This is a genomic window from Pseudoalteromonas ruthenica, from assembly GCF_008808095.1.
GTDB lineage: Bacteria > Pseudomonadota > Gammaproteobacteria > Enterobacterales > Alteromonadaceae > Pseudoalteromonas > Pseudoalteromonas ruthenica.
The window spans coordinates 2,798,299-2,820,489 of record NZ_CP023396.1 but is presented as its reverse complement, the minus strand read 5'-3'; the positions used below and the strand labels follow the sequence as shown (position 1 = coordinate 2,820,489).

At 46.6% G+C, this 22,191-nt stretch carries 29 protein-coding genes; 22 read left to right on the top strand and 7 right to left on the bottom strand.

All coding sequences use genetic code 11. From position 1 onward, the window contains the following. Window positions 1-280: 280 nt before the first annotated feature. Window positions 281-472: a hypothetical protein gene (locus tag PRUTH_RS13165; protein ID WP_151173477.1), complete on the bottom strand. Its 192-nt coding sequence runs from the start codon at window positions 470-472 to the stop codon at window positions 281-283. 602 nt (window positions 473-1,074) lie between these two features. Here PRUTH_RS13165 and PRUTH_RS13160 point away from each other — a divergent pair. The 3 genes from PRUTH_RS13160 (at window position 1,075) to PRUTH_RS13150 (ending at window position 3,472) form a co-directional block, all read left to right on the top strand. Next, window positions 1,075-1,689, top strand: a complete 615-nt coding sequence (locus PRUTH_RS13160) for an AHH domain-containing protein (RefSeq protein WP_151173476.1) — start codon at window positions 1,075-1,077, stop codon at window positions 1,687-1,689. Between the two features lie 7 nt (window positions 1,690-1,696). Continuing rightward, a complete protein-coding gene (locus PRUTH_RS13155) occupies window positions 1,697-2,278 on the top strand; it encodes a hypothetical protein (RefSeq protein WP_151173475.1) in 582 nt (193 codons plus the stop codon). A 249-nt stretch (window positions 2,279-2,527) separates the two neighbouring features. After that, the gene (locus PRUTH_RS13150) at window positions 2,528-3,472 is read left to right on the top strand and encodes a CsgG/HfaB family protein (RefSeq protein WP_170268954.1); all 945 of its coding nucleotides are present in this window, start codon (window positions 2,528-2,530) and stop codon (window positions 3,470-3,472) included. Window positions 3,473-3,528: 56 nt separating this feature from the next. Here PRUTH_RS13150 and PRUTH_RS13145 read toward each other — a convergent pair whose 3' ends face one another. Next, window positions 3,529-4,143, bottom strand: coding sequence for a LexA family protein (locus PRUTH_RS13145; RefSeq protein ID WP_151173473.1), 615 nt, complete (start codon window positions 4,141-4,143; stop codon window positions 3,529-3,531). Window positions 4,144-4,345: 202 nt separating this feature from the next. On the opposite strand from PRUTH_RS13145, the gene PRUTH_RS13140 reads away from it, so the two are divergent. The 11 genes from PRUTH_RS13140 to PRUTH_RS13090 all read left to right on the top strand — a co-directional run bounded on the left by PRUTH_RS13140 (window position 4,346) and on the right by PRUTH_RS13090 (window position 11,986). Beyond that, window positions 4,346-4,576, top strand: coding sequence for a YdaS family helix-turn-helix protein (locus tag PRUTH_RS13140; RefSeq protein ID WP_306669446.1), 231 nt, complete (start codon window positions 4,346-4,348; stop codon window positions 4,574-4,576). Further along, window positions 4,569-4,853, top strand: coding sequence for a pyocin activator PrtN family protein (locus PRUTH_RS13135; RefSeq protein WP_249311404.1), 285 nt, complete (start codon window positions 4,569-4,571; stop codon window positions 4,851-4,853). The genes PRUTH_RS13140 and PRUTH_RS13135 overlap by 8 nt, the downstream gene beginning before the upstream one ends. A gap of 17 nt (window positions 4,854-4,870) precedes the next feature. Beyond that, on the top strand, window positions 4,871-5,065 hold the full coding sequence (locus PRUTH_RS13130; protein WP_151173472.1) for a hypothetical protein: 195 nt from the start codon (window positions 4,871-4,873) through the stop codon (window positions 5,063-5,065). Then, a complete protein-coding gene (locus PRUTH_RS13125) occupies window positions 5,049-5,447 on the top strand; it encodes a hypothetical protein (protein WP_151173471.1) in 399 nt (132 codons plus the stop codon). Before PRUTH_RS13130 ends, PRUTH_RS13125 begins: the two co-directional genes overlap by 17 nt. Before the next feature lie 8 nt (window positions 5,448-5,455). Beyond that, window positions 5,456-6,052, top strand: coding sequence for an SAM-dependent methyltransferase (locus tag PRUTH_RS13120; protein WP_151173470.1), 597 nt, complete (start codon window positions 5,456-5,458; stop codon window positions 6,050-6,052). A gap of 9 nt (window positions 6,053-6,061) precedes the next feature. Further along, on the top strand, window positions 6,062-6,322 hold the full coding sequence (locus PRUTH_RS13115; RefSeq protein ID WP_022944360.1) for a hypothetical protein: 261 nt from the start codon (window positions 6,062-6,064) through the stop codon (window positions 6,320-6,322). Between the two features lie 3 nt (window positions 6,323-6,325). Then, a complete protein-coding gene (locus PRUTH_RS13110) occupies window positions 6,326-8,812 on the top strand; it encodes a replication endonuclease (RefSeq protein WP_151173469.1) in 2,487 nt (828 codons plus the stop codon). Between the two features lie 11 nt (window positions 8,813-8,823). Next, the gene (locus tag PRUTH_RS13105; RefSeq protein ID WP_151173468.1) at window positions 8,824-9,378 is read left to right on the top strand and encodes a 3'-5' exonuclease; all 555 of its coding nucleotides are present in this window, start codon (window positions 8,824-8,826) and stop codon (window positions 9,376-9,378) included. A 9-nt stretch (window positions 9,379-9,387) separates the two neighbouring features. Next, entirely contained in the window at window positions 9,388-10,890 is a 1,503-nt protein-coding gene (locus PRUTH_RS13100; RefSeq protein ID WP_151173467.1) for a DNA cytosine methyltransferase, read from the top strand. A gap of 169 nt (window positions 10,891-11,059) precedes the next feature. Further along, window positions 11,060-11,740 carry a DNA adenine methylase gene (locus PRUTH_RS13095; protein ID WP_151173466.1) on the top strand — a complete coding sequence of 227 codons (681 nt, stop codon included), beginning with the start codon at window positions 11,060-11,062 and terminating at the stop codon, window positions 11,738-11,740. Window positions 11,741-11,764: 24 nt separating this feature from the next. Then, complete coding sequence (locus PRUTH_RS13090; protein ID WP_170268952.1) at window positions 11,765-11,986, top strand: DUF7415 domain-containing protein; 222 nt, start codon at window positions 11,765-11,767, stop codon at window positions 11,984-11,986. Between the two features lie 5 nt (window positions 11,987-11,991). Here the strand turns inward: PRUTH_RS13090 and PRUTH_RS13085 are convergent, their stop codons facing one another. Continuing rightward, a complete protein-coding gene (locus PRUTH_RS13085; protein ID WP_151173465.1) occupies window positions 11,992-12,237 on the bottom strand; it encodes an ogr/Delta-like zinc finger family protein in 246 nt (81 codons plus the stop codon). A gap of 334 nt (window positions 12,238-12,571) precedes the next feature. Here PRUTH_RS13085 and PRUTH_RS13080 point away from each other — a divergent pair, with 334 nt between their 5' ends. Continuing rightward, window positions 12,572-12,823 carry a hypothetical protein gene (locus PRUTH_RS13080; protein ID WP_151173464.1) on the top strand — a complete coding sequence of 84 codons (252 nt, stop codon included), beginning with the start codon at window positions 12,572-12,574 and terminating at the stop codon, window positions 12,821-12,823. On the opposite strand, the gene PRUTH_RS13075 is transcribed toward PRUTH_RS13080, so the two are convergent. The 4 genes from PRUTH_RS13075 to PRUTH_RS13060 are packed head-to-tail and all read right to left on the bottom strand — an operon-like array spanning window position 12,797 to window position 16,408. Next, on the bottom strand, window positions 12,797-13,249 hold the full coding sequence (locus PRUTH_RS13075) for a hypothetical protein (protein WP_151173463.1): 453 nt from the start codon (window positions 13,247-13,249) through the stop codon (window positions 12,797-12,799). The genes PRUTH_RS13080 and PRUTH_RS13075 overlap by 27 nt on opposite strands. Beyond that, a complete protein-coding gene (locus tag PRUTH_RS13070) occupies window positions 13,249-13,575 on the bottom strand; it encodes a phage holin family protein (protein WP_022944366.1) in 327 nt (108 codons plus the stop codon). Before PRUTH_RS13070 ends, PRUTH_RS13075 begins: the two co-directional genes overlap by 1 nt. A 2-nt stretch (window positions 13,576-13,577) precedes the next feature. After that, window positions 13,578-14,639 (bottom strand): phage portal protein, encoded by a 1,062-nt coding sequence (locus PRUTH_RS13065; RefSeq protein ID WP_151173462.1) that lies wholly within the window; start codon window positions 14,637-14,639, stop codon window positions 13,578-13,580. Beyond that, window positions 14,639-16,408, bottom strand: coding sequence for a terminase large subunit domain-containing protein (locus PRUTH_RS13060; RefSeq protein WP_151173461.1), 1,770 nt, complete (start codon window positions 16,406-16,408; stop codon window positions 14,639-14,641). The genes PRUTH_RS13065 and PRUTH_RS13060 overlap by 1 nt, the downstream gene beginning before the upstream one ends. 204 nt (window positions 16,409-16,612) lie before the next feature. On the opposite strand from PRUTH_RS13060, the gene PRUTH_RS13055 reads away from it, so the two are divergent. The 7 genes from PRUTH_RS13055 to PRUTH_RS13025 all read left to right on the top strand — a co-directional run bounded on the left by PRUTH_RS13055 (window position 16,613) and on the right by PRUTH_RS13025 (window position 22,183). Continuing rightward, window positions 16,613-17,542 carry a GPO family capsid scaffolding protein gene (locus PRUTH_RS13055; RefSeq protein ID WP_138508010.1) on the top strand — a complete coding sequence of 310 codons (930 nt, stop codon included), beginning with the start codon at window positions 16,613-16,615 and terminating at the stop codon, window positions 17,540-17,542. Window positions 17,543-17,573: 31 nt separating this feature from the next. Next, on the top strand, window positions 17,574-18,611 hold the full coding sequence (locus PRUTH_RS13050; RefSeq protein ID WP_151173460.1) for a phage major capsid protein, P2 family: 1,038 nt from the start codon (window positions 17,574-17,576) through the stop codon (window positions 18,609-18,611). 76 nt (window positions 18,612-18,687) lie between these two features. Beyond that, a complete protein-coding gene (gene gpM, locus PRUTH_RS13045) occupies window positions 18,688-19,440 on the top strand; it encodes a phage terminase small subunit (protein WP_151173459.1) in 753 nt (250 codons plus the stop codon). Between the two features lie 94 nt (window positions 19,441-19,534). Next, entirely contained in the window at window positions 19,535-19,993 is a 459-nt protein-coding gene (locus PRUTH_RS13040; protein ID WP_151173458.1) for a head completion/stabilization protein, read from the top strand. Next, window positions 19,990-20,433 (top strand): phage tail protein, encoded by a 444-nt coding sequence (locus PRUTH_RS13035; RefSeq protein ID WP_138508006.1) that lies wholly within the window; start codon window positions 19,990-19,992, stop codon window positions 20,431-20,433. Before PRUTH_RS13040 ends, PRUTH_RS13035 begins: the two co-directional genes overlap by 4 nt. Then, a complete protein-coding gene (locus PRUTH_RS13030) occupies window positions 20,414-21,052 on the top strand; it encodes a phage virion morphogenesis protein (RefSeq protein WP_151173457.1) in 639 nt (212 codons plus the stop codon). Before PRUTH_RS13035 ends, PRUTH_RS13030 begins: the two co-directional genes overlap by 20 nt. A 12-nt stretch (window positions 21,053-21,064) precedes the next feature. Next, window positions 21,065-22,183 carry a DUF2586 domain-containing protein gene (locus PRUTH_RS13025; protein WP_151173456.1) on the top strand — a complete coding sequence of 373 codons (1,119 nt, stop codon included), beginning with the start codon at window positions 21,065-21,067 and terminating at the stop codon, window positions 22,181-22,183. The last annotated feature ends 8 nt before the right edge of the window (window positions 22,184-22,191 follow it).

Genomic DNA, 22,191 nt, shown 5'->3' with positions numbered 1-22,191 from the left:
TTGGTAATGCAGGCACAGGTTTATGAACGAAGCGACAACACAGACTCAACTCACCCCTTCTTGGCAACAATCGACTTTTCGTCGCTTCAGTGTCGCGCCAATGCTGGATTGGACTGCTTAGTCTTTACTTTATAGGCTTTATGAATTCAAGGGTGACTATAGGAGGCCTGATAAAATTTGAGGGTGACTGTGTTTGGCCCTCTTCACTGAATATACTTCCTATGATCGCTGTGCTTTTTAGATTTCTGAGTTTGTACTGGGAAGCGAATTAATCACTTCGTTATTGCTTACTAAAACTTGTTTGTATTGATAATATTTGCTGAGGAAGGTAGACAACTCGCTTCTTGATTGGGTCGTACCCCGCGCAGTTATTTGTTCCGCAGTATAAGAAGACAAGGTCGTTTTCATAATCTTCAGACTTCATGGTTGCCGCAGATTGGTCATGTACTTTATCCAAAATCTTATGAGCCATATCTGCTCCTTTACTTTCATGGCCCATCAGAACTAAGGAAACTCCAATAAAGGTTAGAAGTACACCAAGTGAAGTCATTACCCGGGCCTCATATTTTTTATGATATGTTTCAGTTTTCTTATTAGTAATGCCGAGTTTTTTTTAACTTTACTAAAGAAGACTGTGAGCCTAGTGCAAGAACCTACCAGGTCTTTTAGTTCTTGCCACAAAAAGTGCAAAACGGTAAGGCAAAAGATGCCCAGCGTAAGCCACAAAAAATTACTTAGGCTAAGGATTAAGCCAGAATATATAGTTTGGTGAAAGCTTCTTTCCAAAAGGTCACTATCCAAACCTAGAGTATTTAAATAGCCGTGGTTGAAAGCAGTACTTGCACAATAAAGGTAGGCTGTAATGGCAGCCGCTACGCCTGCACTGTCCAGTAATTTCATAAGATTTCCCTATACTTGTTCCAGATCCATAACTCCTAATTCTACAATCTTTGGAAGTTCTTTCTATATCAACTTTATATCTAGTTGCCTTGAACTATTCCGAAAGTGAGGTTAACTTAAGGCTCATAAATACTTTAAGTACAGATTTTGATTTAAAAACTCAAGGACGATGAGATGCAAGGACAGCAGGAAGAGTACATAACTGTTCAAGAACTTGAACAGGACCTCACCAGTGCCACCGGCAACCCAGCATTAGCCAAAGCACAAGCGCAGCAATACGCCATTTTTTATCGTGGTGAAGTTATTGACGCAATGCGTTACCGCAAGGGCCTTATAAGCAAAGAAGAGCTTATTTACAGTAAGCATATTCGCTGGGAACACAATAAGTCACACAGTAAGCGTCTGAGCGATAACATGATTGCAGCAGGGCGTGGCCCAAGAGAAGAAAATACAGCTGCGCACCACATTGTATCTTGGAATGATATACGAGCTGCTAAATCAAGACTTCGCTTAGCTGCTTTTGGGATAGATATTGATCATGAAGCCAACGGTGTTTTTTTACCCCGGTTTGCTAAGCATAAGCCCATGGAATCTATGCCTAATGCTGAAGCGCATTCGAAGATCCATACAAACGAATACTATTTAAACGTCGAAGCTTTGCTTGTTGAGACCATAGGCGAGGGCTTGGGGCGACAAGGTATTATCGATTTACTGCGTGATATTGGTGATGAGCTACAGAGTGGGGATTTCCCTATAAATGAAGAACTATCAACTATGCTGCCGAGGTAATTAGACAGTGAGTGATTTTAACAAAGTATATGCAGTGGGTGTAAACGCCGGAGAGTACCAGCTGCTTCAAGAGACGATGTTTGAGCAATCAGTTCAAATGACAGAAAACGACCTATATACCTTTGACGGCAAGCCTAAAGGAGATGCTTGGCGCCCGGTTAGTGTTGATTGGTTGGTCGTCGAAGGAGAGACACCAGAAAAGAGACCTGATATAGCAGGTTGGGGTGCAATGGCGTTTGCTATACCTGAAAGGCTAAAGAGTGCGTTCGAGGAAGGGCTCGGGGAATGTGTAGAGCTCTTACCGTTAGAGCTGAATGGTGAGACTTGGTATGCCCTTAATATTTTGGGTGTACAAGATGTTATTGATCCTGAAAAGACTGAGTACAACATGAAAAACGGACGCGTGAACCGTGTTAGGCGTTTCAAAAAGTTAGTCTTAGACAAGGAGAAGATTGTATGTGGTACTTTATTTAAGGCGAAAGGAAGCGGCATTTTTACATTTTGTACAGATGAGAAAGGAGGGTTGCACGAGCTATACCATCGATTGAATCTTGAGGGTTTGGAATTCAGAGAGGTTAACCTAAGTTAGGACTGAACCAACTAACTTACTTATATTAGCAGTGTTCTTGATATGAGCGCGATATAAAGTGTTATATTAACTATTAATAATGCAACCCCATGATAATATTTAGATATTTTATCTTTCATCTCTTTGCGGTTCCTTTTTTAGGGTCTTGTTAACTCTAGCTTTTCTTTCAAATTCGGAGTAAAACCCTTAAAGTTTGTATGGGGTTACTCTAGAACCCACAAATACAAAAATCAGGTAATGGAAATTAACATGGAAAAAGTGAAATTAGTCTTATTAGGCTTTGTTTATTCTTTAGTGCTCTGCACATTTAATGCTCAAGCTTCAAATAAAGTAACAATTGCTATAGGTGATATTGAATATCGGGCGATGGACTCTAGTGAAAATAAGCGATACTCAGCATATGGAAGGGGTACCCGCGAAGATACTAGGGCTTTTGGTGATATGTTAACTACGGCCCTTGTTAAAACACGCAAGTTTAATGTTATCGAACGGGATAAAGTTGAGGAGTTGCTTAAAGAGCAAGGAATGTCAATAAACGGTATTGCTAAAGGTGGCTATGAGGGTAAAAGCTTTAATTTGCAGGGTGTTGACTATATCTTAACAGGTTCTATCACTGAGTATGGTGAAGTAGCTAAAGGGACTAGTATCGGTGGTTTTTCAACGTCTAGTAGGAAAGCATCCATGGCAGTAGATATCAGAGTTTTAAAAGTCGCGGACGGGACTGTTGGAATAGCTGAAACAGTGAGAGCTGAAAGAGACGGAGGTAGCTCCCTATCTGTGGATGGTTTTATACAGGGTGATAACGATAGCTCAGGCGCTCTGTTAGGTGAAGTAATGAGAGAGACTTCAACTAACGTAACCAACCTAATAGTATCAACTTTCTATCCTATTAAAGTAATTGCAAAAACAGGCGGAGACACCATCATCCTGAATTATGGAAATGGTTATTTGAAAAAGGGGGATGTGCTAAACGTTTTCTCCCAAGGAGAGGCATTTACTGATCCAGATACAGGTGAGGTGCTAGGGGCTGAAGAAGAGCTAGTTGGTAAAATCGAAGTCAGCAGTCCTCAAACGAAATTTTCGAAAGCAAAAATTATCTCAGGCCAACAGTTTGAAAAAGGTATGATAGCTAGAATAGTTAAAAATGAGACTACAAAACAGAAAAAAGAGACTAAAAAGTTGTCTCTATTCTAGTGAAGCTTGAAGCCCGTGATTACGGGCTTTTTCGTATCTGTGTAACTATAAATGAATTATAAAGACTTACCTGTAAAAACAACTTTGCCAACGATGGTGCAATTGCCATTGATAGGCATGAGTGGATCAGGCCAGTTGGGGTTGAGTGCTTTTAAGAACTTTTGGCCGCCCTCAATAATTAACTGTTTGAATGTGGCTTGGTTCTCGTCATCAAGCCGAGCGACAACATAGGAGCCATGTTCTGGTCTCGCTTCAGGATCAACAAATATTAAATCACCATCCAAGAACTTCGGTTCCATACTGATTCCTTGCACCTTCAATACAAATGACTTCTCAGAGCAGTTCACCGGACACATAAAATGCTCAGCTTCTAGCGGATTCACCTCTTGAATATCTGACCAAGCGCCAGCTTGAACCCAACTGATGAGTGGTAGCTGCTTCTTTACTGTAGGACCAGCAGTAAAACTATCACTAGTGCCCACGCCAAAACGGAGGTATTCGGGAGTAGTCTGAAGAGCTCTTGCTAAAGCTTCTATATTCCGAGGGTTTTTAGTGTGCCCGACTTCTATTTTTTGAATTGAGTTTTGTGCTACACCAACCAGCTCGGCTAACTGGTACTGAGTCAAACTTAAGCCTTTCCTTAGCTCTCTGACCCTATGTGCAATATCCATATCATCTCCAAAAGTTGTTCCTGAAAACAGGGAAAGTGGTTTTTTATAAACAACATTTGTGTTGTTGGACGATTATCACCACTTTAAGTGGTTATCGTCAAATATATATTTTTGGTCTTTCTTGAAATCAAAACAACAAAAAGTGTTTACAAACAACTTAAAGCGATCTTATTATATAAAAAAGTGGTTTTGACTTGGAGGAATGATGTCAGCCATTGAGAAAGCCGTTGATGCTCTACTAGGGCAAACAGCAACTGCTAAAGCTTTAGGCGGGGGTGTAACACAAACTCAAGTATGGAATTGGGTTCATCGTCACCAACAGGCTCCAGCTAAGTATATAAAACGCATTTCCGAGCTTACGCATGGAAGCGTGACAGTAGATGAGTTACTTGCCGACCACGAAAAAGGCAGAAAAGGAGAAAAGCATGGGTAAGCACCAGCCCCGGACAGGCGATATGAATATGACTTTTGCTTTGCTGGCCTGTTTTAACAGCCCCACGGTACCGCTGCGAGAAATTTGCAAAGAGTATTTGGGTATTGAGCCTAAAACAGCAGAGCAAAAAGCGAAAGCCGCTGCGTTGCCATTTCCCACTTTTAAATTACGAGATTCAGAACGTGCACCAACAATGGTGAACGTGACTGACTTAGGTGCCTATTTGCAGTCGCGTTACGACCAAGCTCGTGACGAGTGGCAGCACGTTAATGATTAAACAATAAGGAAGCCAAGATGGATTTAGCCGATGTGGCAACGACCGAACAAGAGCGCGAGTTATCTCGCGCTTTAACTTACCGCAAGCCAGAGCCGCCCAAGCAAAGCACGGGTCGATGCTGGAATTGCAAAGAGCCAGCCGAGCAAGGGCGCCGCTGGTGTGACAAACGATGTATGACTGAATGGGAGCAACTTCATGACCGCAACCGCTAAGCAGATAACACAAAACCCGGTGCCGAGCCTTGAGGCGATAGAGGGGAGCCATACACCACAAGGATTGCGCGAGATCCGCGCCATGTTAGGTGATGAGCGCCACACGCCGAAGCATGTGTATACCCAAGTACTGAGCGAACGTGAGCGTACCATTTTATGCTTTGCGGCTGGCTTAAAGCGCACCGATATTGATAAGCCATTTAGCCAGCTGAGTTACGAGCAGCGTGATGCATTGCGCAAAGCAGTATTAGAGCTCGATGAAATTGTAAAAGCGTTCACTTCAGCCAATGCCATGGCACCGGCCAAGTTCTACCAGGGAGCAAAGCGGACTGTGACCAGCGGCCACTTTGACCCAGCCAACCAACTGCCAAAGCAGCACTAGGAGCCCTCATGAGTTCAACGAATCGCGGCGCCGTGCGCAATAAAGATGATTATTACGTGACACCACATTGGCTAATTGAGCAGTTCCTCGATGCTATCAAAGGCACAGATTTAGAAAACCGTCTTATGACGGACGATGTACTCGATCCCTCTTGTGGCGGTTGCTCATTGTATGAGCCGAGTTACCCGGCAGTGCTCGCACAGCGTTTTAACGGTATTAACTTAACCACAGCCGATATACGCATCGACGCTAGAACACCGTTTACGGGCTTGAATTTTCTTGAGTCACGCGGGGTAGGTGATTACGGCGTGGTGATAACTAATCCGCCTTTTAATATCTCCATCGACTTTGTGAACAAAGCATTAGAACACGTTTGCCCGGATGGCTATGTGGTCATGCTTCAACGCCTTAACTGGTTGGGCACAAAAGACCGCAAATCATTTTGGGATAAAGCACCACTGCAAAGTGTGTATGTGCATAGCAAGCGCCCCTCATTCTTTCCCGATAAAAAAGGGAAAACCGACTCTATCGAATACGCCCACTTTGTATTTAAAAAAAGCAGCAAAGGCATGACGCCGAACCCTGCCACTATTCACGTTATTTAAGGATTAATAATGAACTCGCTTACAACAAAAATCGCTAACGAAGTAATTAACACAGCTAATGAGGCCATTCGCTTTTTTAACAGTAGAGCCACTACAGGCATGCTGATTTATTGCGAAGATACGTTCACCAACTTGCTGCGTATAACTGAAATACTGGCTGCAGAGCAACCAGAAGGTGAGGGCGCAGAGCTACATAATGTGCTGCAACAACGTTTAGATGCGGTGCTCAAAGGTCATGAGCCTGAATTAATCGAACACAGCGCACTGTAAAGTATGCTAGCGAATCAGCCCGTTGATTTGGCGCAGCTGCGTCTATCATCAATGGCACGCGGAATTGTTGCGGCCATTGATGATGTAGATAATTTTAATTATGTGGCACGCAAGCTTGCAGTGATCCCCACGCCTTTACAAGGGCGCATGGCACGCCGCTACATTGACCGCTACAACCAGAAAAAACAGGGTTCGATTTATCGTGCTAATCGCTGGTTAAGCCGCACGATTGCAAGATTGCAGCCTCGTTTTGAAGTGCTATTCAGGATTACTCAAAGTATGCCTTTGCCTTGGCATATTTTGAGTAGTGTTGAAAAAACCAAAGAATATGGCACTGACGCTGCACGCGAGTGCATGCAAATAGCCATTGATATCAGCGACGAAAATCAGCACCTCGATTATGCAGAGATTGCGACGCTGATACATGAAAAGCTTTCCAAATTCTCCTTGGAGCGAGGGGTGAAAGCCCCCTTTTATTCTGAAAAAGGCGATAAGGTGCCCATTGAGCACATCGAAATCGCCTTGCTGAAAATGCAGTGTGAAAAATGGTGGGCGCGTAAGCTCAAATCCGTTCGCCGCCAGTATATTGAACTACTAGAAATTGCCACCGGTCAGGTAGGCAAAGACCTTTACCACTGCCCTAAATCGAAGAAGAGCAAGCGCCGTGGCGTCAGCCCGTATGCCAGTAAAACGGCGCAGCGGGAGTACAGCGCATCACAAGAAAGTGGCCGACAGTTCCTCGAAATGATGGAACTAGAAGGCAGCGATGGAAGTGTTATAAACCTAATGGATGCAGTGAAAAGCGGCATGGCTAACACAGACAACCGCCGCAATGAGCTAATGCTGCGTATTCGTGAAACTGAAGAACTAGCCGAAGAGATAGGCTATCAAGGTGTGTTTTCGACCATAACAACACCTAGCCGCTTTCATGCAAATTCACCTAAGTACCAAGGAACCACACCGAAGGATGCCAATGCCTATTTAAATAAAGTGTGGTCTCGAGTAAGGGCTAAACTAGGCCGCCTTGGTATCAACTATTTTGGTGTGCGTGTGGCGGAGCCCCATGCTGATGCAACCCCGCATTGGCACATGCTCTTGTTTATTCCTAAAGATAAAGTGCAGTGGGTCAACGCCATTATGCGCAAGTACTTTATTGCTGAAGACCGTGAAGAACTCATAGAGCGTTACGCTCGCAAGAAAGAGCTTTTTACTGCTTATAAGAAGCAACGCCAGGCGTGGGGATTTAAAAAGAGCCAAGGCATCAAGGCTAAAGAACCTCAGAAGTTTCACCGCACTTTTTCACCGCGCTTCGAGGCAATCTTAATTGATAAGAAAAAGGGCAGTGCCGCTAGCTATATCGCCAAGTACATCGCCAAAAACATCGATGGTTATCAAATATCTGATCATGAGGATGATGAGACCGGCGAGCTTATAAAGAAGCAAGTTAATCCAGTGCAGGCCTGGGCCAGTACTTGGAATATTCGCCAGTTCCAATTTCAGGGCTCACCGTCGGTGACAGTATGGCGAGAGCTGCGCCGAAAGCGTGAAGCCGTTGATGATCCGCAAATAGAAGAGGTGCGTGCGGCGGCCGACTCGGGCAGCTGGAAAGACTATGTGAAATTGCAAGGTGGCATGTGTATTGGCCGCAACGCGCGGTTTAAACCTTTCTACGAACACACTCCCTTTGGTAACGCCTATGGCGAGCTAGTTAGCCGCATTAAAGGTGTGCTCAATACCTTGAGCGAGTCAGTGCTAATGACGCGTCTTGTGGAATGGACCAGACAACTCAAAGGAACAGCAGAGAAAAACCAGCTTAAAGACAACGCCCTCGTCGGCTCCGCCGACCTATCTTGGACTAGTGGGAATAACTGTACGCCAATAGCGGCGGGGGATAGCACCCAGTTTGCGTTTAACGACTTTGGTTTTGATAAAGATCAGGTGAAAGATCATGAAAAGGATCTGAAAGCGGGTAGGCAGATCGCTATTGATGGATTTATTTACCGAATACGAGACGGCCAATTACAAGTATTGGATGAACAGCGTGCATTAAATGAACGCAAACGCTTAGACATTGAGTACCACGCACACATCTTTGCCCAACAAGATAGCGAGGCTTTGCCTGAAGAAAGCATGATTGACCCTATCGCTGTGCTTGATGATATGACAGAGGAAGAACGCCAAGCGCTGAGCGAGGGCGGCAGTGTGGTCCACTATGGCCGCGTCTACTTTATGGAAGCAGAGGAATTGAAATCCTTTGCTCAGACCAACCTAGAGCGTGCTACACCAGCACGCCCAATCAAAGTAACAGATACACATTGGCAGCGCGCGCGAGAACTGGTGAACCTAGCTTATGCGCACGCAAATAACGCTGGCCGCAATACCCCAACAGTGGGCGGCGTTTATTCAGGTAGCGACTATGAGTATGCACACCAGGTGCTTGCCGGTGAAACCGAGCAGGACTGGTGGGACATAGCCGCAGCATGGGGTTAGTTGGAGAAATTATGAATAATGTAATGTTAGATTTAGAAACTATGGGTAATGGTTCAAAAGCGGCGATCATATCTATAGGCGCGTGCTTCTTTGAGCCAACAACGGGAGAAATTGGCGCGCAGTTCCACACGATCGTCAACCTTAAAAGCTCGGCTTACTACGGTGAAATGGACGCAGGAACCGTGATTTGGTGGATGGAGCAAAGCGACGATGCGCGTAAAGTGCTACTGGATGATATGGCTGTTTCGCTAAAAGACGCATTAGGTGAATTTGACGAGTGGATCAGTCAAATAGAAAACTTTAAAGAGCGTGTGGTGTGGGGAAATGGTTGCACTTTCGATAACGTTATTTTGGGTAATGCATACAAGGCTTGCCGAATGCGTCAGCCTTGGCCGTATTTTGGTGATCGTGATGTGCGAACACTTGTTGACCTTGGCCGCACCTTGCATGGGTTCGACCCTAAAAATGATATGCCTTTTGTTGGCACGCGCCACAACGCTATGGATGATGCTGTGCACCAAGCACGTTATGTGTCTGCAATTTACAGCAAGTTAAATGGCAAGTGAGGCACGGCTATGTTGAGAGCAAATGAAATTATTGTCGATAACTTTGCGGGTGGAGGCGGTGCTTCCACTGGCATGGAACTTGGGTTGAATCGCCATGTTGATATTGCAATAAATCATGACCCTGCGGCTATTGATATGCACAAAGTCAATCATCCAGAGACAAAGCATTATTGCGAATCTGTATGGGACGTAGACCCGATAGAGGCTTGTGCTGGCCGCCCTGTAGGATTGGGATGGTTTTCGCCTGATTGCAAACACTTCAGCAAGGCAAAGGGTTCACGCCCAGTAGATAAAAGCATTCGCGGCCTTGCATGGGTTGTGGTTCGCTGGGCGGCATTGGTTCCTATGCGAGTCTTCATGCTCGAGAATGTTGAAGAGTTCTTAACGTGGGGGCCAGTTGTTGAGGTAGAGCCAGGTAAGTTTAAGCCATGCCCTGATAGGAAAGGTGAAACGTTCAACGCATTCGTTGCGTGTATGACAACAGGACTCGAAAAGGATCACCCTGCATGGGAAGAAATACGCGGCGCACTGGGTGATGATTTCCCATACCATAAGTTAGAGCGCGGCTTGGGCTATGAGCTGGACCATCGTATTTTGAAAATGTGCGATTACGGCGTACCCACAACGCGCCAACGCCTGTTTATGGTTGGTCGCAATGATGGGGAAGCAATCAACTGGCCTGAACCAACGCATGGTGAAGGATTGCAGCCATATAAAACGGCGGCAGATATTATTGATTGGAGCATCCCAGTTAAGTCTATCTTTGATAGAAAGCGCCCGCTTGCTGAAAGCACCCTAAAGCGAATCGCAAAGGGCATTCAAAAGTTCATTGTTGATGCCGAACAACCGTTCATTGTTGATCAGGCCAAAGCATTGCCATTTATTACAGAACATGCCAACGCATCTAATCAACGAAACATGGCGGCTAATGAACCGTTGCGCACCATTTGTGCACAGGTTAAAGGTGGTCACTTTGCGTTGGTGTCTGCGCATATAGCAAAGCATTACACAGGTGTTACTGGGTCAGACGTTCGCGACCCATTGCACACCGTCACAACAACAGATCATAACGCCTTGGTAACAAGCCACATGATAAAACTACGCGGTGATAACTTGGGGCATTCTACCAACGAGCCACTGCATACCATTTCAGCCGGCGGCAACCATTTGGGTAACGTTCAAGCGTTCTTAGTTAAATATTATGGCACCAGTGATGCCCAAGCGATCAATGCGCCTTTAGGGACTGTTACCACTAAAGATAGATTTGGCCTTGTCACCATTCATGGTGAGCAATACCAAATTGTTGATATCGGCATGCGTATGCTCGAGCCACACGAACTGTTCGCAGCAATGGGCTTTCCTGCTAGTTATAAAATAGCTTATGACTCTAACGGCAACAAGAACACCAAAAAGAACCAGGTAGCACGATGCGGTAACTCGGTTAGTCCAGCTGCTGCTGAAGCTCTTGTGAAGGCCAACTTTGGTGTAGATGAGCGCCGCGTAGCGGCATAGCAGAGGTCGACCATAGATAAGCCTAGCTATGAAGTACTGACTCGAGTACAGACGAATTTAACTATGTGGTACCAGCGGTAACTATGCTGCAGTTACCAGGCGGCATAGTTAAATTTATCTGTGTTGGCCACAATAGATAAAAGCGGCTATGTCAGCTGCTGGAATGAAAATGAAAGACAAATCAGAACATAAAAGCTATTTAGGCGCCAAAGGTGGCAGTGGTGTTTATCAGGCCATTATTAACTTAATGCCGCCGCATGAAACATACATAGAGGGGTTTTTAGGAACTGGCGCCATCTTCAAAAAGAAAGCTCCTGCCGAATATAACATTGTTATTGATAAAAGCCCTTGCATGGTAGGGCAGTTTGTTTACCCAGGTGCAGAAAAGATCACTGGTTGTACTATTGAGTATTTGGAGAACTACCAAGCAAAACCAAACACGCTTATTTACTTGGATCCGCCTTATTACCTAAGCACCCGTACTAGCAACGCCAGATATGAACACGAGTTAACTCATGATGATCACTATAGGTTGCTTACGGCCATTAAACGCATAGACAGCGATATGACAAAAATCATTATCTCAGGATATAACAATAAATTATATGCAGAGATTTTGGATGATTGGTGGAGTAAGAGCTTTCAAGCAATGACACGCGGCGGTGTGAGAACTGAAACGGTTTGGTGCAACTTCATGCCAGGTGAAATTCACTATCATACGTATGCCGGTGAAAATTATACAGATAGGCAGCGAATAAAGAGAAAAGCCCAGCGTTGGGCAAATAATTATCAAGCGTTACCGCCAGCAGAAAGGCAAGCAGTATTGGCGGCTTTACTAGCTGTCGATTAACTTAAATAACTGAGAGTCAAAAGCATGAAAACGATTAATTGGAATCAAATGTCTGAGTTGGGGTTGATAGAACGTATAAATAGGGAGGTTCTTCACCCGCCAGGTTTGGCAATGTCTCGCGATGTGGGCACCGGAGTAAGTGAAAAAGTATTAGTCTCAGATGATGGTGTGTTTGAATATGCTCCTGAAATTAACAATAAGCCATTATCCAAAGAGCAGATAAGTGAAAAATTAAACAAGCTTTGAAAGAGTTAAACACCCAGTAAATCTAGCTGTTGTTCTTTGGGTAAGCCTTTAAGGAGGGCGGCGGCTAAGTCTTGGGTGCTACGTACTGGCGGGTTGAGATAGTGATCAAAGCTTTGCGTTACTCGGAACGTGGCACCGCATTCCTTCGAGTTGGTACAACTACAGTACAAATGACTAACGCCATTCGTTTGCTTTTCCCTTGATGTAACAATCGCCTTTGCTTCACAGTTAGGACATGAAACCCTAGCCATAATTCACCCTCAGTTACTTACCTAAAATTAATGCTGTGATTATATACAGTATTTGGCAATCCACCAATATTAGCGACATTCAAAAGCTCGAAAAAATCACTCCTCCTCGCCTTCCGCTTTCGCACAAAAAAGTGATCATTTTGACATAGCCAATGAAATGGGTATTTGGCCCTATCCGTTGATCTGAAAGGATCTAAAAGAACAGTGAAATGGATCGGCTATGTCAAAGCTGTGACACGCTATGACAATCACAGGACATTGCAGCCATGTATCTGGTGTTCAATACGTCGTATTGCTAAAATGAATATTAATAATCAGTTAAGTGATTACTTTTATGAATTATCTCCACAAAGGACAATTAAGCCTTGAGCGCTTAGAGTTACTTTTCAGGTTAACTAAAATAGCCAGTGAGGATGTACGCGCAGCACTCGTCGATCACTATGTGCGTGGTATGAAGCAAGCCGATGCAGCATTGTTAAATAACGTACCAGCGCAAAACGTGAAACGTGGGGCTGAGCGGCTAAACCAAGTAGCCGCCGTTGTCGAAGAAATAAAGGAGTTAGACTGGGGCGCGCGTGGGTTTTAGCCGTTCAAAGAAGACTCTAAATAATCGCATCAGTCCGAGTGTACTTACCAGTATGCCAACGACTGCAAACTCAAAGTACCAGGGCGCGCCCTCATATCCCATGGCTTTCCATCCGCCTTGCATATAAGACTGGAGTGACGGAACAAAGTGCGCGAGAAATAGCCCTAAGAAAACCAGAATAACAAACTCATCCATTAATGAGGTGGCGCGGTTCTTAAGCACAATGAGGTCATAGTCGGTATCATTGTTTTCTTGGTTTTCAATGCGCCGCGTTTTCGCTTTAAGGCGAGCTACTTTTAGCTCACCTTCAGCGGTGGCTATGTTGGCAGCTGTTTCGGCTGCAATGCGTTTACGCTCACGATAGCTGCCTGTTAGGTCGGCAATGGGATTCGTTAGAAATCCCAATACTTTCGAAATCCATCCCATTATTTAGCCCTCGCAAATAATTTAAAAAACGAATGGGGATCTTTACTGAATAGCTTCACCAGTTTATCGAACCCCTCCAAAATATGCGGGGCGGCATAGGCGGTCACGCCAATAACCCCGGTCTTTAAATTCTCATCAAAGCCGCGCCAATCACAAAAGCTTGCTGCCAGGTAAGCAGCAAATATCGCAATCAGTACTGACATAAAGTAATGGAAGTACGTAAAGCGCTTACCGCTCAAGTACATTTGAATAGCTGCGGCCGCTAAGCAAATAAAGCCCAAGCGCCCCCATTGTTTGATAAAGGCAACAATATCAATCCAACTCACGGTTAGTCCTTTTCATCAGGTGTGTTAAGTAAATCGCTGTAGGCCGGCACATCGAAACCAATGTGAGCAGAGCGGGGGAGGTAATCGTTTATTTGCAAAATATCTTGCTGCAAGGGCACCACCTCATTGTTGTAATATGCCGAGGTAATTCGGTCTAAGTTACCGAACCCCGCCGAGTCGCCAGAGCTTTGCCCGCTCAATGCTTCTTGTGCGCGGTGCATTGAAAGCATATCGTTTAGGGTAATGCGCTTGATACGTTCAAATTCATCCTTGGTAGAGATATCGCCAACGGGGGTAATCTTAATGGCTTTGTCAGCATCGGTTTTACCGCTACGGTTATTGAAAAACAAACTGCGGAAATTGCCCACGCCTTTTGAATTTTTAATGGCTTCTTTTAGCTTTCCCTCATCTTCATGCGAAAGGTTAGGGTCGGCCATCGAGAAAATAAAACCCATGTGTGCACCGTTCTTGTAATAGCGGCGCCTAAACAACGTGGCATCTTCATTGAGCAAGGCACTTTGAATGCCACCATAGTATTGGGGTATGCCATAGATTCCTTGGCTCGGGTCATACTCTTTGATTTGTATTACTTCGCCTTTTTTAAAGCGAGTAACGCTGCCATCGCTACGAATTTGGGCATATACACCTGATTCAGTGGTATAACGCATCGTGATTGAGGGTAGGTGCTTGAGTTTTAGAACGCCGCCCAAGCGGTTCCTCACGACTTGCAAATAACTATTGCCCGACCATAAGTAATCAAAGGCAAACTTCCCCAATGTTTTGCGACTTACAAAAGCGCTTGGTTTCAACCATTTCAGGATCATGTTGCGCTTAAAGTACAAAATGGGCGCGTGCTGAGCGTTCACATGCAGCAGTTTTATCAAACCGTGCAAGCTGATTGGCGGCGCGTAAATGCCATCCGTATTAGCAAACACACCTATGTAATTGGTTAAACGATTATCCAGGCAGGGTTCAGGGTCACCAAAGCTAAAGCCCACACTGCTATTGTTAGTTTGTTTATATTGTGGGACTTGGCCCGCTATTACAGAAAGTTTAGGTTTCATTAGGCGGCTATTCCTACAGAGGTTTGACGGCTAGAACTGTTACCGTCTAATGGTTCAAAAATCATGGCGTGCATAATGGCCCACGCAATATCGGCGTGGCCTATTTCAGCGCTGCGGTTACTGGCGTATGTGACTTGATCGCCCACTACTTTTTTGCGGATATTGATAAAACTACTGGCAACGGCCACAGCGTCTTTATCATATTCAAAGCGTCCGTTCTTAATTACGTTCAGTGCTTTCATTACCATGCGTGCTTTGATCTGTGGGTTGTAATAAATGGGCTCAGCTTGTGGGTAGAACTTGGTGATCATTTCCCACACACCATAGCCAATGCCTGTGGTGTCAACGCCAATGTGTTGCACGTTGTATTTGTCAGTGAGTAGCTTTATTTCTGCGGCCATGGCTTCGAAGTCATTGCCGCTTAAATCAAGGGTTTCTAGTAAGCGGAATTTCTCACCGGATTGTGGCATGCTGAGTACTGCCACGCTGGCCTTGTCTCGGGTGCGGGCGGGGTCAAAACCAATGAGTACGGGCTTCATTGCAAAGGGCCGTTCCCATTCACTGTTGTAATCCTTCCACTTTGATGAGTCGCCCACACAGGCCATGAGCTGTTTGAGACTAAATGCTGAGTGCGCATCATCAATGAACTTACACATAAAGAGGTTATCGAACTCTTCTTGTGAGTATTCATTTTCGAGTACGTCAATACTGATACGGTCAAAGCCAGATTCAACCACATCGTACACAGTGAGCATTTGCCGCCAAATGCCATCATCACACAGCACCCCGTCTTTTAATGCTTTATGGCTAACATCAATGGCAAATTCAGGATCATTACAGGCTTTGGTTTTGCGATACCATTTACCGTTCCAATGATCGTATGCTTCATGGCTTGTGACTGAGGGGGTAGAAAAGTAAGTAATGCGGTAATGCGCATGCGTTGCCATCGCCTGGGCCAGCTTGCGAAGTTCTTTGTATTTGGGTATCCAAAATACTTCGTCAATATACAAGTCACCTGAGTCTGACTGAGCCGTGCGCGCATTGGTACTTTTAAACACCAGCTTGATGGTTTTGCCATGGTAGTTAAGTACCAAGGGCGAGCCGCTGAGTTCAATGCCAAAGTATTCACGCACCATGGCGATGATGTTGGCTTTAAATATCTCTGCCTGGTCGCGCGATGCAGAAATAAAGATTTTGTTGCGCCCGCTTTTCAGCGCATCGTAAAACGCTTCAAACGCAAAGTAGAACGTGGCGCCAATTTGACGCGGTTTTAATATAAAGCGTTGGCGGTGATCCTGATTATCGAGCCAATGTAGTTGGTGCGGGTAGAGTAGTTCCTGCGCGAGCTCTTCAAGTTGCTCAATAGTGATGCTTGAGCAATCGTTTTTAACCTTCTTCTTTTTGCCTTTCTTGTTGCTTGAACTGCTGTTGTTGCCAGCATCATTGTGCGCCGGTGCTCGCTCTTTTGGCTTCGGGGCCAGTTTACTTTTATTGAGCGCAGCGAGTTGGCGGGTGCAAAAGTCTAACTCTTTATAGTCGCTGTCGCTTTTATCATCCTTTTCAGCCAGCACATTAATGCGTTTGGCAAAGGCCATTTCCGCAGTAAAGCTGGGGCACATATCCACCCAGTTTTCATTTTCTGACCAACGGCGAATAGTGCGCGCACTGGGCATGCCTTCCACGTCTGCAATTTCGTCAAACGTAAAGCCTTCAATCACATATAAGTTACGCGCTTTGGCAATCACTTCGGTGGAGTATTTAGGTTTCATGGGCCGCAATGAATGGAAAACTTAACGGCAGTTTAAAGGCTAAAAAGCAGGAGTACGCGCGCTTAAAATCCTAGTGCCACCTAGAACAAAAATATAGGAATTTCAAAAGATTAAAAAAATGGCAAGGTGACCAAAGGCGGGGCAAACTGCAATCAAATTTAGAGCATTTATTGCATTTGTAAAGTTTTTAAAGGTAACCCGCCCATGCCACAAAACAGCCAGTTACGCACCAAACCATTATCAATAGCAGCAGAAGGTTTGACCGTGGATGGCCGCGAGATTTCCGAGCAGGATATCTTAGATATTGTCGAGACTTACAACCCTGCAATGTATGGCGCCCGCATCAATTTAGACCACGAACGTGATTGGTCAGGCTGGGCGGCGAAAAACCTCAGTAATGTTGATATCCCTGGCATGCTTGGTGATGTGCTCAGTGTTGATGCGAAGAAAAATAACGACGGGGTACTGTGTCTATATGCCGTACTCGCTCCCAATGCGTCATTCGTGCAGCTTAACCAAGCCGACCAAGCGGTGTATTTCAGCATTGAGATTAACCGCAACTTCCGGGGCACCGATAAAACCTACTTGGTCGGTCTGGCTGTCACCGATTACCCCGCCAGCTGTTACACCGACCGTGTGAAGTTTTCAAAAGAACAGAATAAAGACCAGGTAAGCGAAGGAGCCGACAAGGATGTTACCCCTATTACCGTTAACTTTCAGCTTGAAGAGCCCGAGCAACCTAGCGCCGACACTCCCGGATTTTTTAAAAAACTGTTTTCAACAAAGGATGACCCCGACATGAAAAAAGAAGATTTAGCACAAGCGATGAAAGACGCGCTGGGCGAACCGCTACTTAATCTAAGCACCCAAATCAAAACCTTGTCTGACAAAACAGACAAGCTCGAAAAGCACTTTGCTCAACAGGGCGATGAAGAAGGCGCTGAAGACGAGCCAGGCGATAAAGAGGAAAACACCGAGTTTGCACAAGTGAAGCAAGAGTTGGCAAGCACCAAGCAGGCGCTGGCTGATTTGAACAGCAAATTGGAAAAGCTATCGGCTGAAGAGCATTCAGATACGACGGACTCAGAAGAAGATCCCGAAGGCGATAACGCACAGTACGCAAATTTACTGTAAGCCAACCCAACCAAATTAGTTAGGAAAGATTATGAAAAAACGTACCTCACAATTATTCGTTGCCGTGTTGGCTGGTATGGCTACCAATTACGGCGTGGCATCTATGTCGGAGCAATTCAATGTAGAACCAACCATTGAGCAAAAGCTTTACGATGGCGTGTATGAATCTGCTGAGTTCCTCCAGATGATCAACACCGCGTTTGTTGACGATATTGTTGGCCAATCGGTGATCATGAGCGTCAACGGCGGGGTTACTGGCCGCGCTGGTGTTGAAAATGATGACTCGAAAGAGCGCCAAACCCGTGATGTGTCTGGCTTGAAACCGCGCGAGTACCGCTGTGAACCAGTTGAATGTGATGTGCACATTACCTGGCAAAAGATGGATCAGTGGTCCAAGTTCCCCGATTTTGCTAATCGCTATCGAAACCACGTTAAGCAAGCTATTGCGCTCGATATCATCAAAATTGGTTGGAACGGCACCACTGCTGCCGCAGCAACCAACCTTGCTACCTATCCGATGCTGGAAGACGTAAACATTGGTTGGTTACAGCATGTTCGCAATGACGCACCAGAACGTGCAATCAGCGAAGGTGCAACAGCGAACGAAATACGCATTGGTGCCGGTGGGGACTACGAGAACCTAGACCAAGCAGTGCATGATTTGATTCAAGCGATCCCACAGCATAAGCGTGTTGGTTTAGTAGCCATCATCGGTGATGAGCTGCTGGCCCACGACAAGAACAAGTTATATGCCAAGCAGGCACACACGCCAAGTGAAAAAACCAAAATCGAGTTGCAACAGGTTATTGACACCTATGGCGGTTTGCCAACTTACAAAGTGCCGTTTTTCCCTGAGCGCGGCATTGTGGTCACCAGCTTCGACAACTTGAGCCACTACGTGCAAGAGGGGTCAACGCGCACCCATGTTGAAGACAACCACAAGAAAAAGCGCGTAGAGGATTTCCAAAGCCGCAACGATTGTTACTACGTGGAAGATTTAGAAAAGATAGCCTTTTTTGAGTCTGCCAATGTGAAGTGGCCAAACGCTGACGGTACTGCCTGGGTTTAACGAGAGCAGCGCAGGTTGGCGCCCTAACCAAACCGTGGGGCGGGCGTCCTTTTTCATCCAAGTGGAGCATTCCTAAATGAGTTTAGTTAAAAAGGCACTCGCGAAAGCTGCTGCACAAAAGCAAGCGCGGCAAGAGGCTGACAACAAAGCGGCACCGGCAAACAGTACCCCAGCACCTGAGTCACCCGCTCAAGACAAGCAGGCGGTAGCCGATGACGGCCCCAGTCGCTACGAGTTCTTTAAAGCGGCTATTGAGTCGGATTTAGGCCAATTAAAAACAATTGACGATGTGGCAGATAAAGCCAGCTACAAAAGCGAAGCGCTCGAGCGAAACGAATACTTGGCTTACGTAAACGAGTACCGCCTCAGCGGCCACAACTTCCCTAATACGGTGTTGGCATGGGTGTTTATTTGGCTGGTAGACCTCAAGCGCTGGGATGCTGTGCTCGAGCTATTGCCGTTAATGGTCGAGCAAAAGCAGCCACTGCCAACGGCATTTAACACCAAGCATTGGCCCACGTTCTTAATCGATCAGCTCTATGACGAAGGCAACTACTACCTCAACAAGGGGGCAGAAGCAGTCAGCGACAGTGGTATTGCTTTGGTGATGCACCGCTTGATTGCGCAGCTACTTACGCAGGATTGGTCAGGGAGTGAAGTGGTGGGCGGCAAGCTGTATGCCATAGCGGCCAAGCTCGAGCAGAGCCAGCACAATTTAGGCTACGCACTGCAATTCGCTGTGCAAGCCACGCTTATCAATGATGGTGCCGGGGTGAAAAAGCTGGCCCGCGATGTGGCTAAACAGCTTAACGTGTCCATTGATATTTAAGTCTCCAACGCCAGCGGGCATGCAATCACACCGGTAGTCATTGAATTGCTTTACAGGTGCAGATTGTAGGCGCCCGCACCCAACAGGAAAAAGTATGAGCTTTAGCGGTATTAACAGCACAACGAGTGATCAGGTCATTGCGAATAATGGCTTTTATCCGGCGGTGTCGGTGCAGCAATTTGCTGAGCATTACCACGTGCCGAGCTCATACCGTGAAACCATGGTGGTGGATGTATTGACTCACCAAGTGCACGCACTTAACGCGGCCTTAGAGCGAGACTACGTCTTGCATTGGGAGCAGTATCCGTCCCTTGCTGAGGTGCCGAGTGAACACATAAATGGGCGAAGCGCTCTGGTGTATTACTACATCAAAGCGCTGTCGTGCTTCGCCAAAGCAGACTTGCTACTCAGCCACCAAAGCATTAGCCAACGCGAGAGTGCATTGGCAGAGAAAGAGCAGCAAACAGAGCACCGGGCTTATTGGTTGAACGAAGGCATTAAAGCGCGCAACTACCTGGTGCAAAGCAAGTATCGCCCGGTTGAATTGCTATGAACAAGTTGCAGCGCATCACTGACTATTTAAGTGCTCATGGACTGAACCAAGCCGCCACCTTGGATGCGTGGATAGAAGAGGGCACGTTCGAGCCTCGCGCGAAAAACGAAGGCACAGGCTACACGATTTTAACCATGGCTTACAAAGCCATCGTGAGCATAGAGCGTTATGCCCACTCGGCGCATTTACTCGCCGCGATGGTCGCGATTTGGATGCAAGAGCAAGGCGAGGAGTTTGACGATTCGATGGTTGGGTTTAGCGCGGATAAAACAGACGACGAGCTCTTTGATATTGAGCTTGAGTTTATGCTCAGTGAAGACGTTCAGATTGTGCGTGATGCAAACGGCCCGCTGATATTTATGGGTGAACAATACCGCATTGAAAGTGCCCCTGTATGGGTGGCCGAGGACTTTACGTTAGATGCTGACATCGCGAATTAGCCATGATAACCGCGACCAACTGGCGCTTCTTAAGCTGGATGATCGCACTCGTCGGCGTGTTTTTCGAAGCGCCGGGCGAAAAGTGCGCCGCGATTCGAAAGCACGGCTAAAAGGCCAAAAGGATTTAGAGAATAAGCGGTGGCCAGGGCGCGCCGACGGCACCAAAAAACGCATGTTACGGCGCATTGGCCGCAAGATGATTGTTAAGACAAGCCCAGCGGGGGCGCGGGTGCAGTTTGATTCGCCGCGCACCGCGCGAATTGCCAGCGCTCACCAATATGGAGCTGAGCAGGAACGCACCGCTGGCGAGCAACAACGCATCTATGGCACCCCCGATTATGATGCACCCGCTTCGCGAAAGTTGGCAAAGAAGCTCATAGCTGCGGGCTACAAGATACGGCGTGCTAAAGGCAAGGGATACAAACGGCCGTCGGTGAAGTGGATCACCGAGAACCTGAGCACAGCGAAAGCAGGTTTTATTTTAAAACTGCTGAGCGATGAACCAAGCAAAGAGCGCTGGACATTGAAAACACCCAAGCGCTCGTTCTTAGGGCAATCACGAGACGAGCTCAAAGAACTCAAGAACTTTATGTTAGACGAGGCCATGCGCCTTAGATAAGCGAGGAAAACAATGTCACAAGGTCAGGTATTAGTTACAGCCGATAACTTAGGCCAGGGCGCGACTAACAGCATCGAGCGCAAGCTCTTGTTTATTGGTAAAGCCCCTGAGAATCAACTCAAGGTCGTGAGTATTAATGGGCAAAGCGATTTAGACGCGTTATTGGGTGAGGCAGAGTCTGCACTGAAAACCCAACTGCGTGCCGCGATGCTAAACGCCGATGGTCTGTTTGAGGCCTATGCATTGCCATTGGATGATATCACCACGCAATTGATGGCGGTGGACACCGCCATGGTGCAGGGCATTCAAGTTGAAGGCATCGTGTTGTGTGAGCCTCTCGCAGATAAAGCCGCTGTTGAGGCGGTGTTCACCAAACAGCAAGAGGTCGAAAATGCCTATCACCGCTTTCATTTCTTCTTGGGCTGCGTGGCAGGCATTCAAGCGGACACACAAACATGGTCCGACTACACCGCCGCCACAGCGGCCATCACCGATGGTGTGGCTGCTTATACTGTTGGGGTTGTGCCACTACTGCACGGCAATGACATAGGCGCGCTCGCCGGTCGTTTGTGTAAACACGCCGTCACTGTGGCTGATAGCCCAATGCGCACCGCCACAGGCACCATGGTCGGCCTTGGGGCAGCGCCTGTGGATATGGACTCGGTGCCACTGCCCAGTGCAGTAACGGCTGCGCTTGATGATGCGCGCGTGAGCTGCACACAAACTTATCCCGATTATGATGGCGTTTACTTTGGCGATTTGAACTTACTTGATGCTGAGGGCGGCGACTACCAGGTGATAGAGAACCTGCGCGTAGTGAATAAAGCCCGACGCGCCGTGCGCATCAAAGCCATTAAGTTAATTGCCGATCGCAAGCTTAACTCCACGCCTTCATCCATGGCCTGGGCCAAGCGCTACTTAGGTGAGCCGCTGCGCCAGATGGCTAAGCGCACGGTGGTGGCGGGAGTCCCATTCCCGGGCGAAATTAAGCCGCCTCAAGATGATGCCATCACCATCGTATGGCAAAGCAAAACCCAAGTGCGCATTTACATGCGGTTGACGCCGTACAACGCGCCAAAACAAATTGTGATCAGTATTGGCCTAGATTTGGCCGATGGCACCGTAGAGTAGGAGCGACC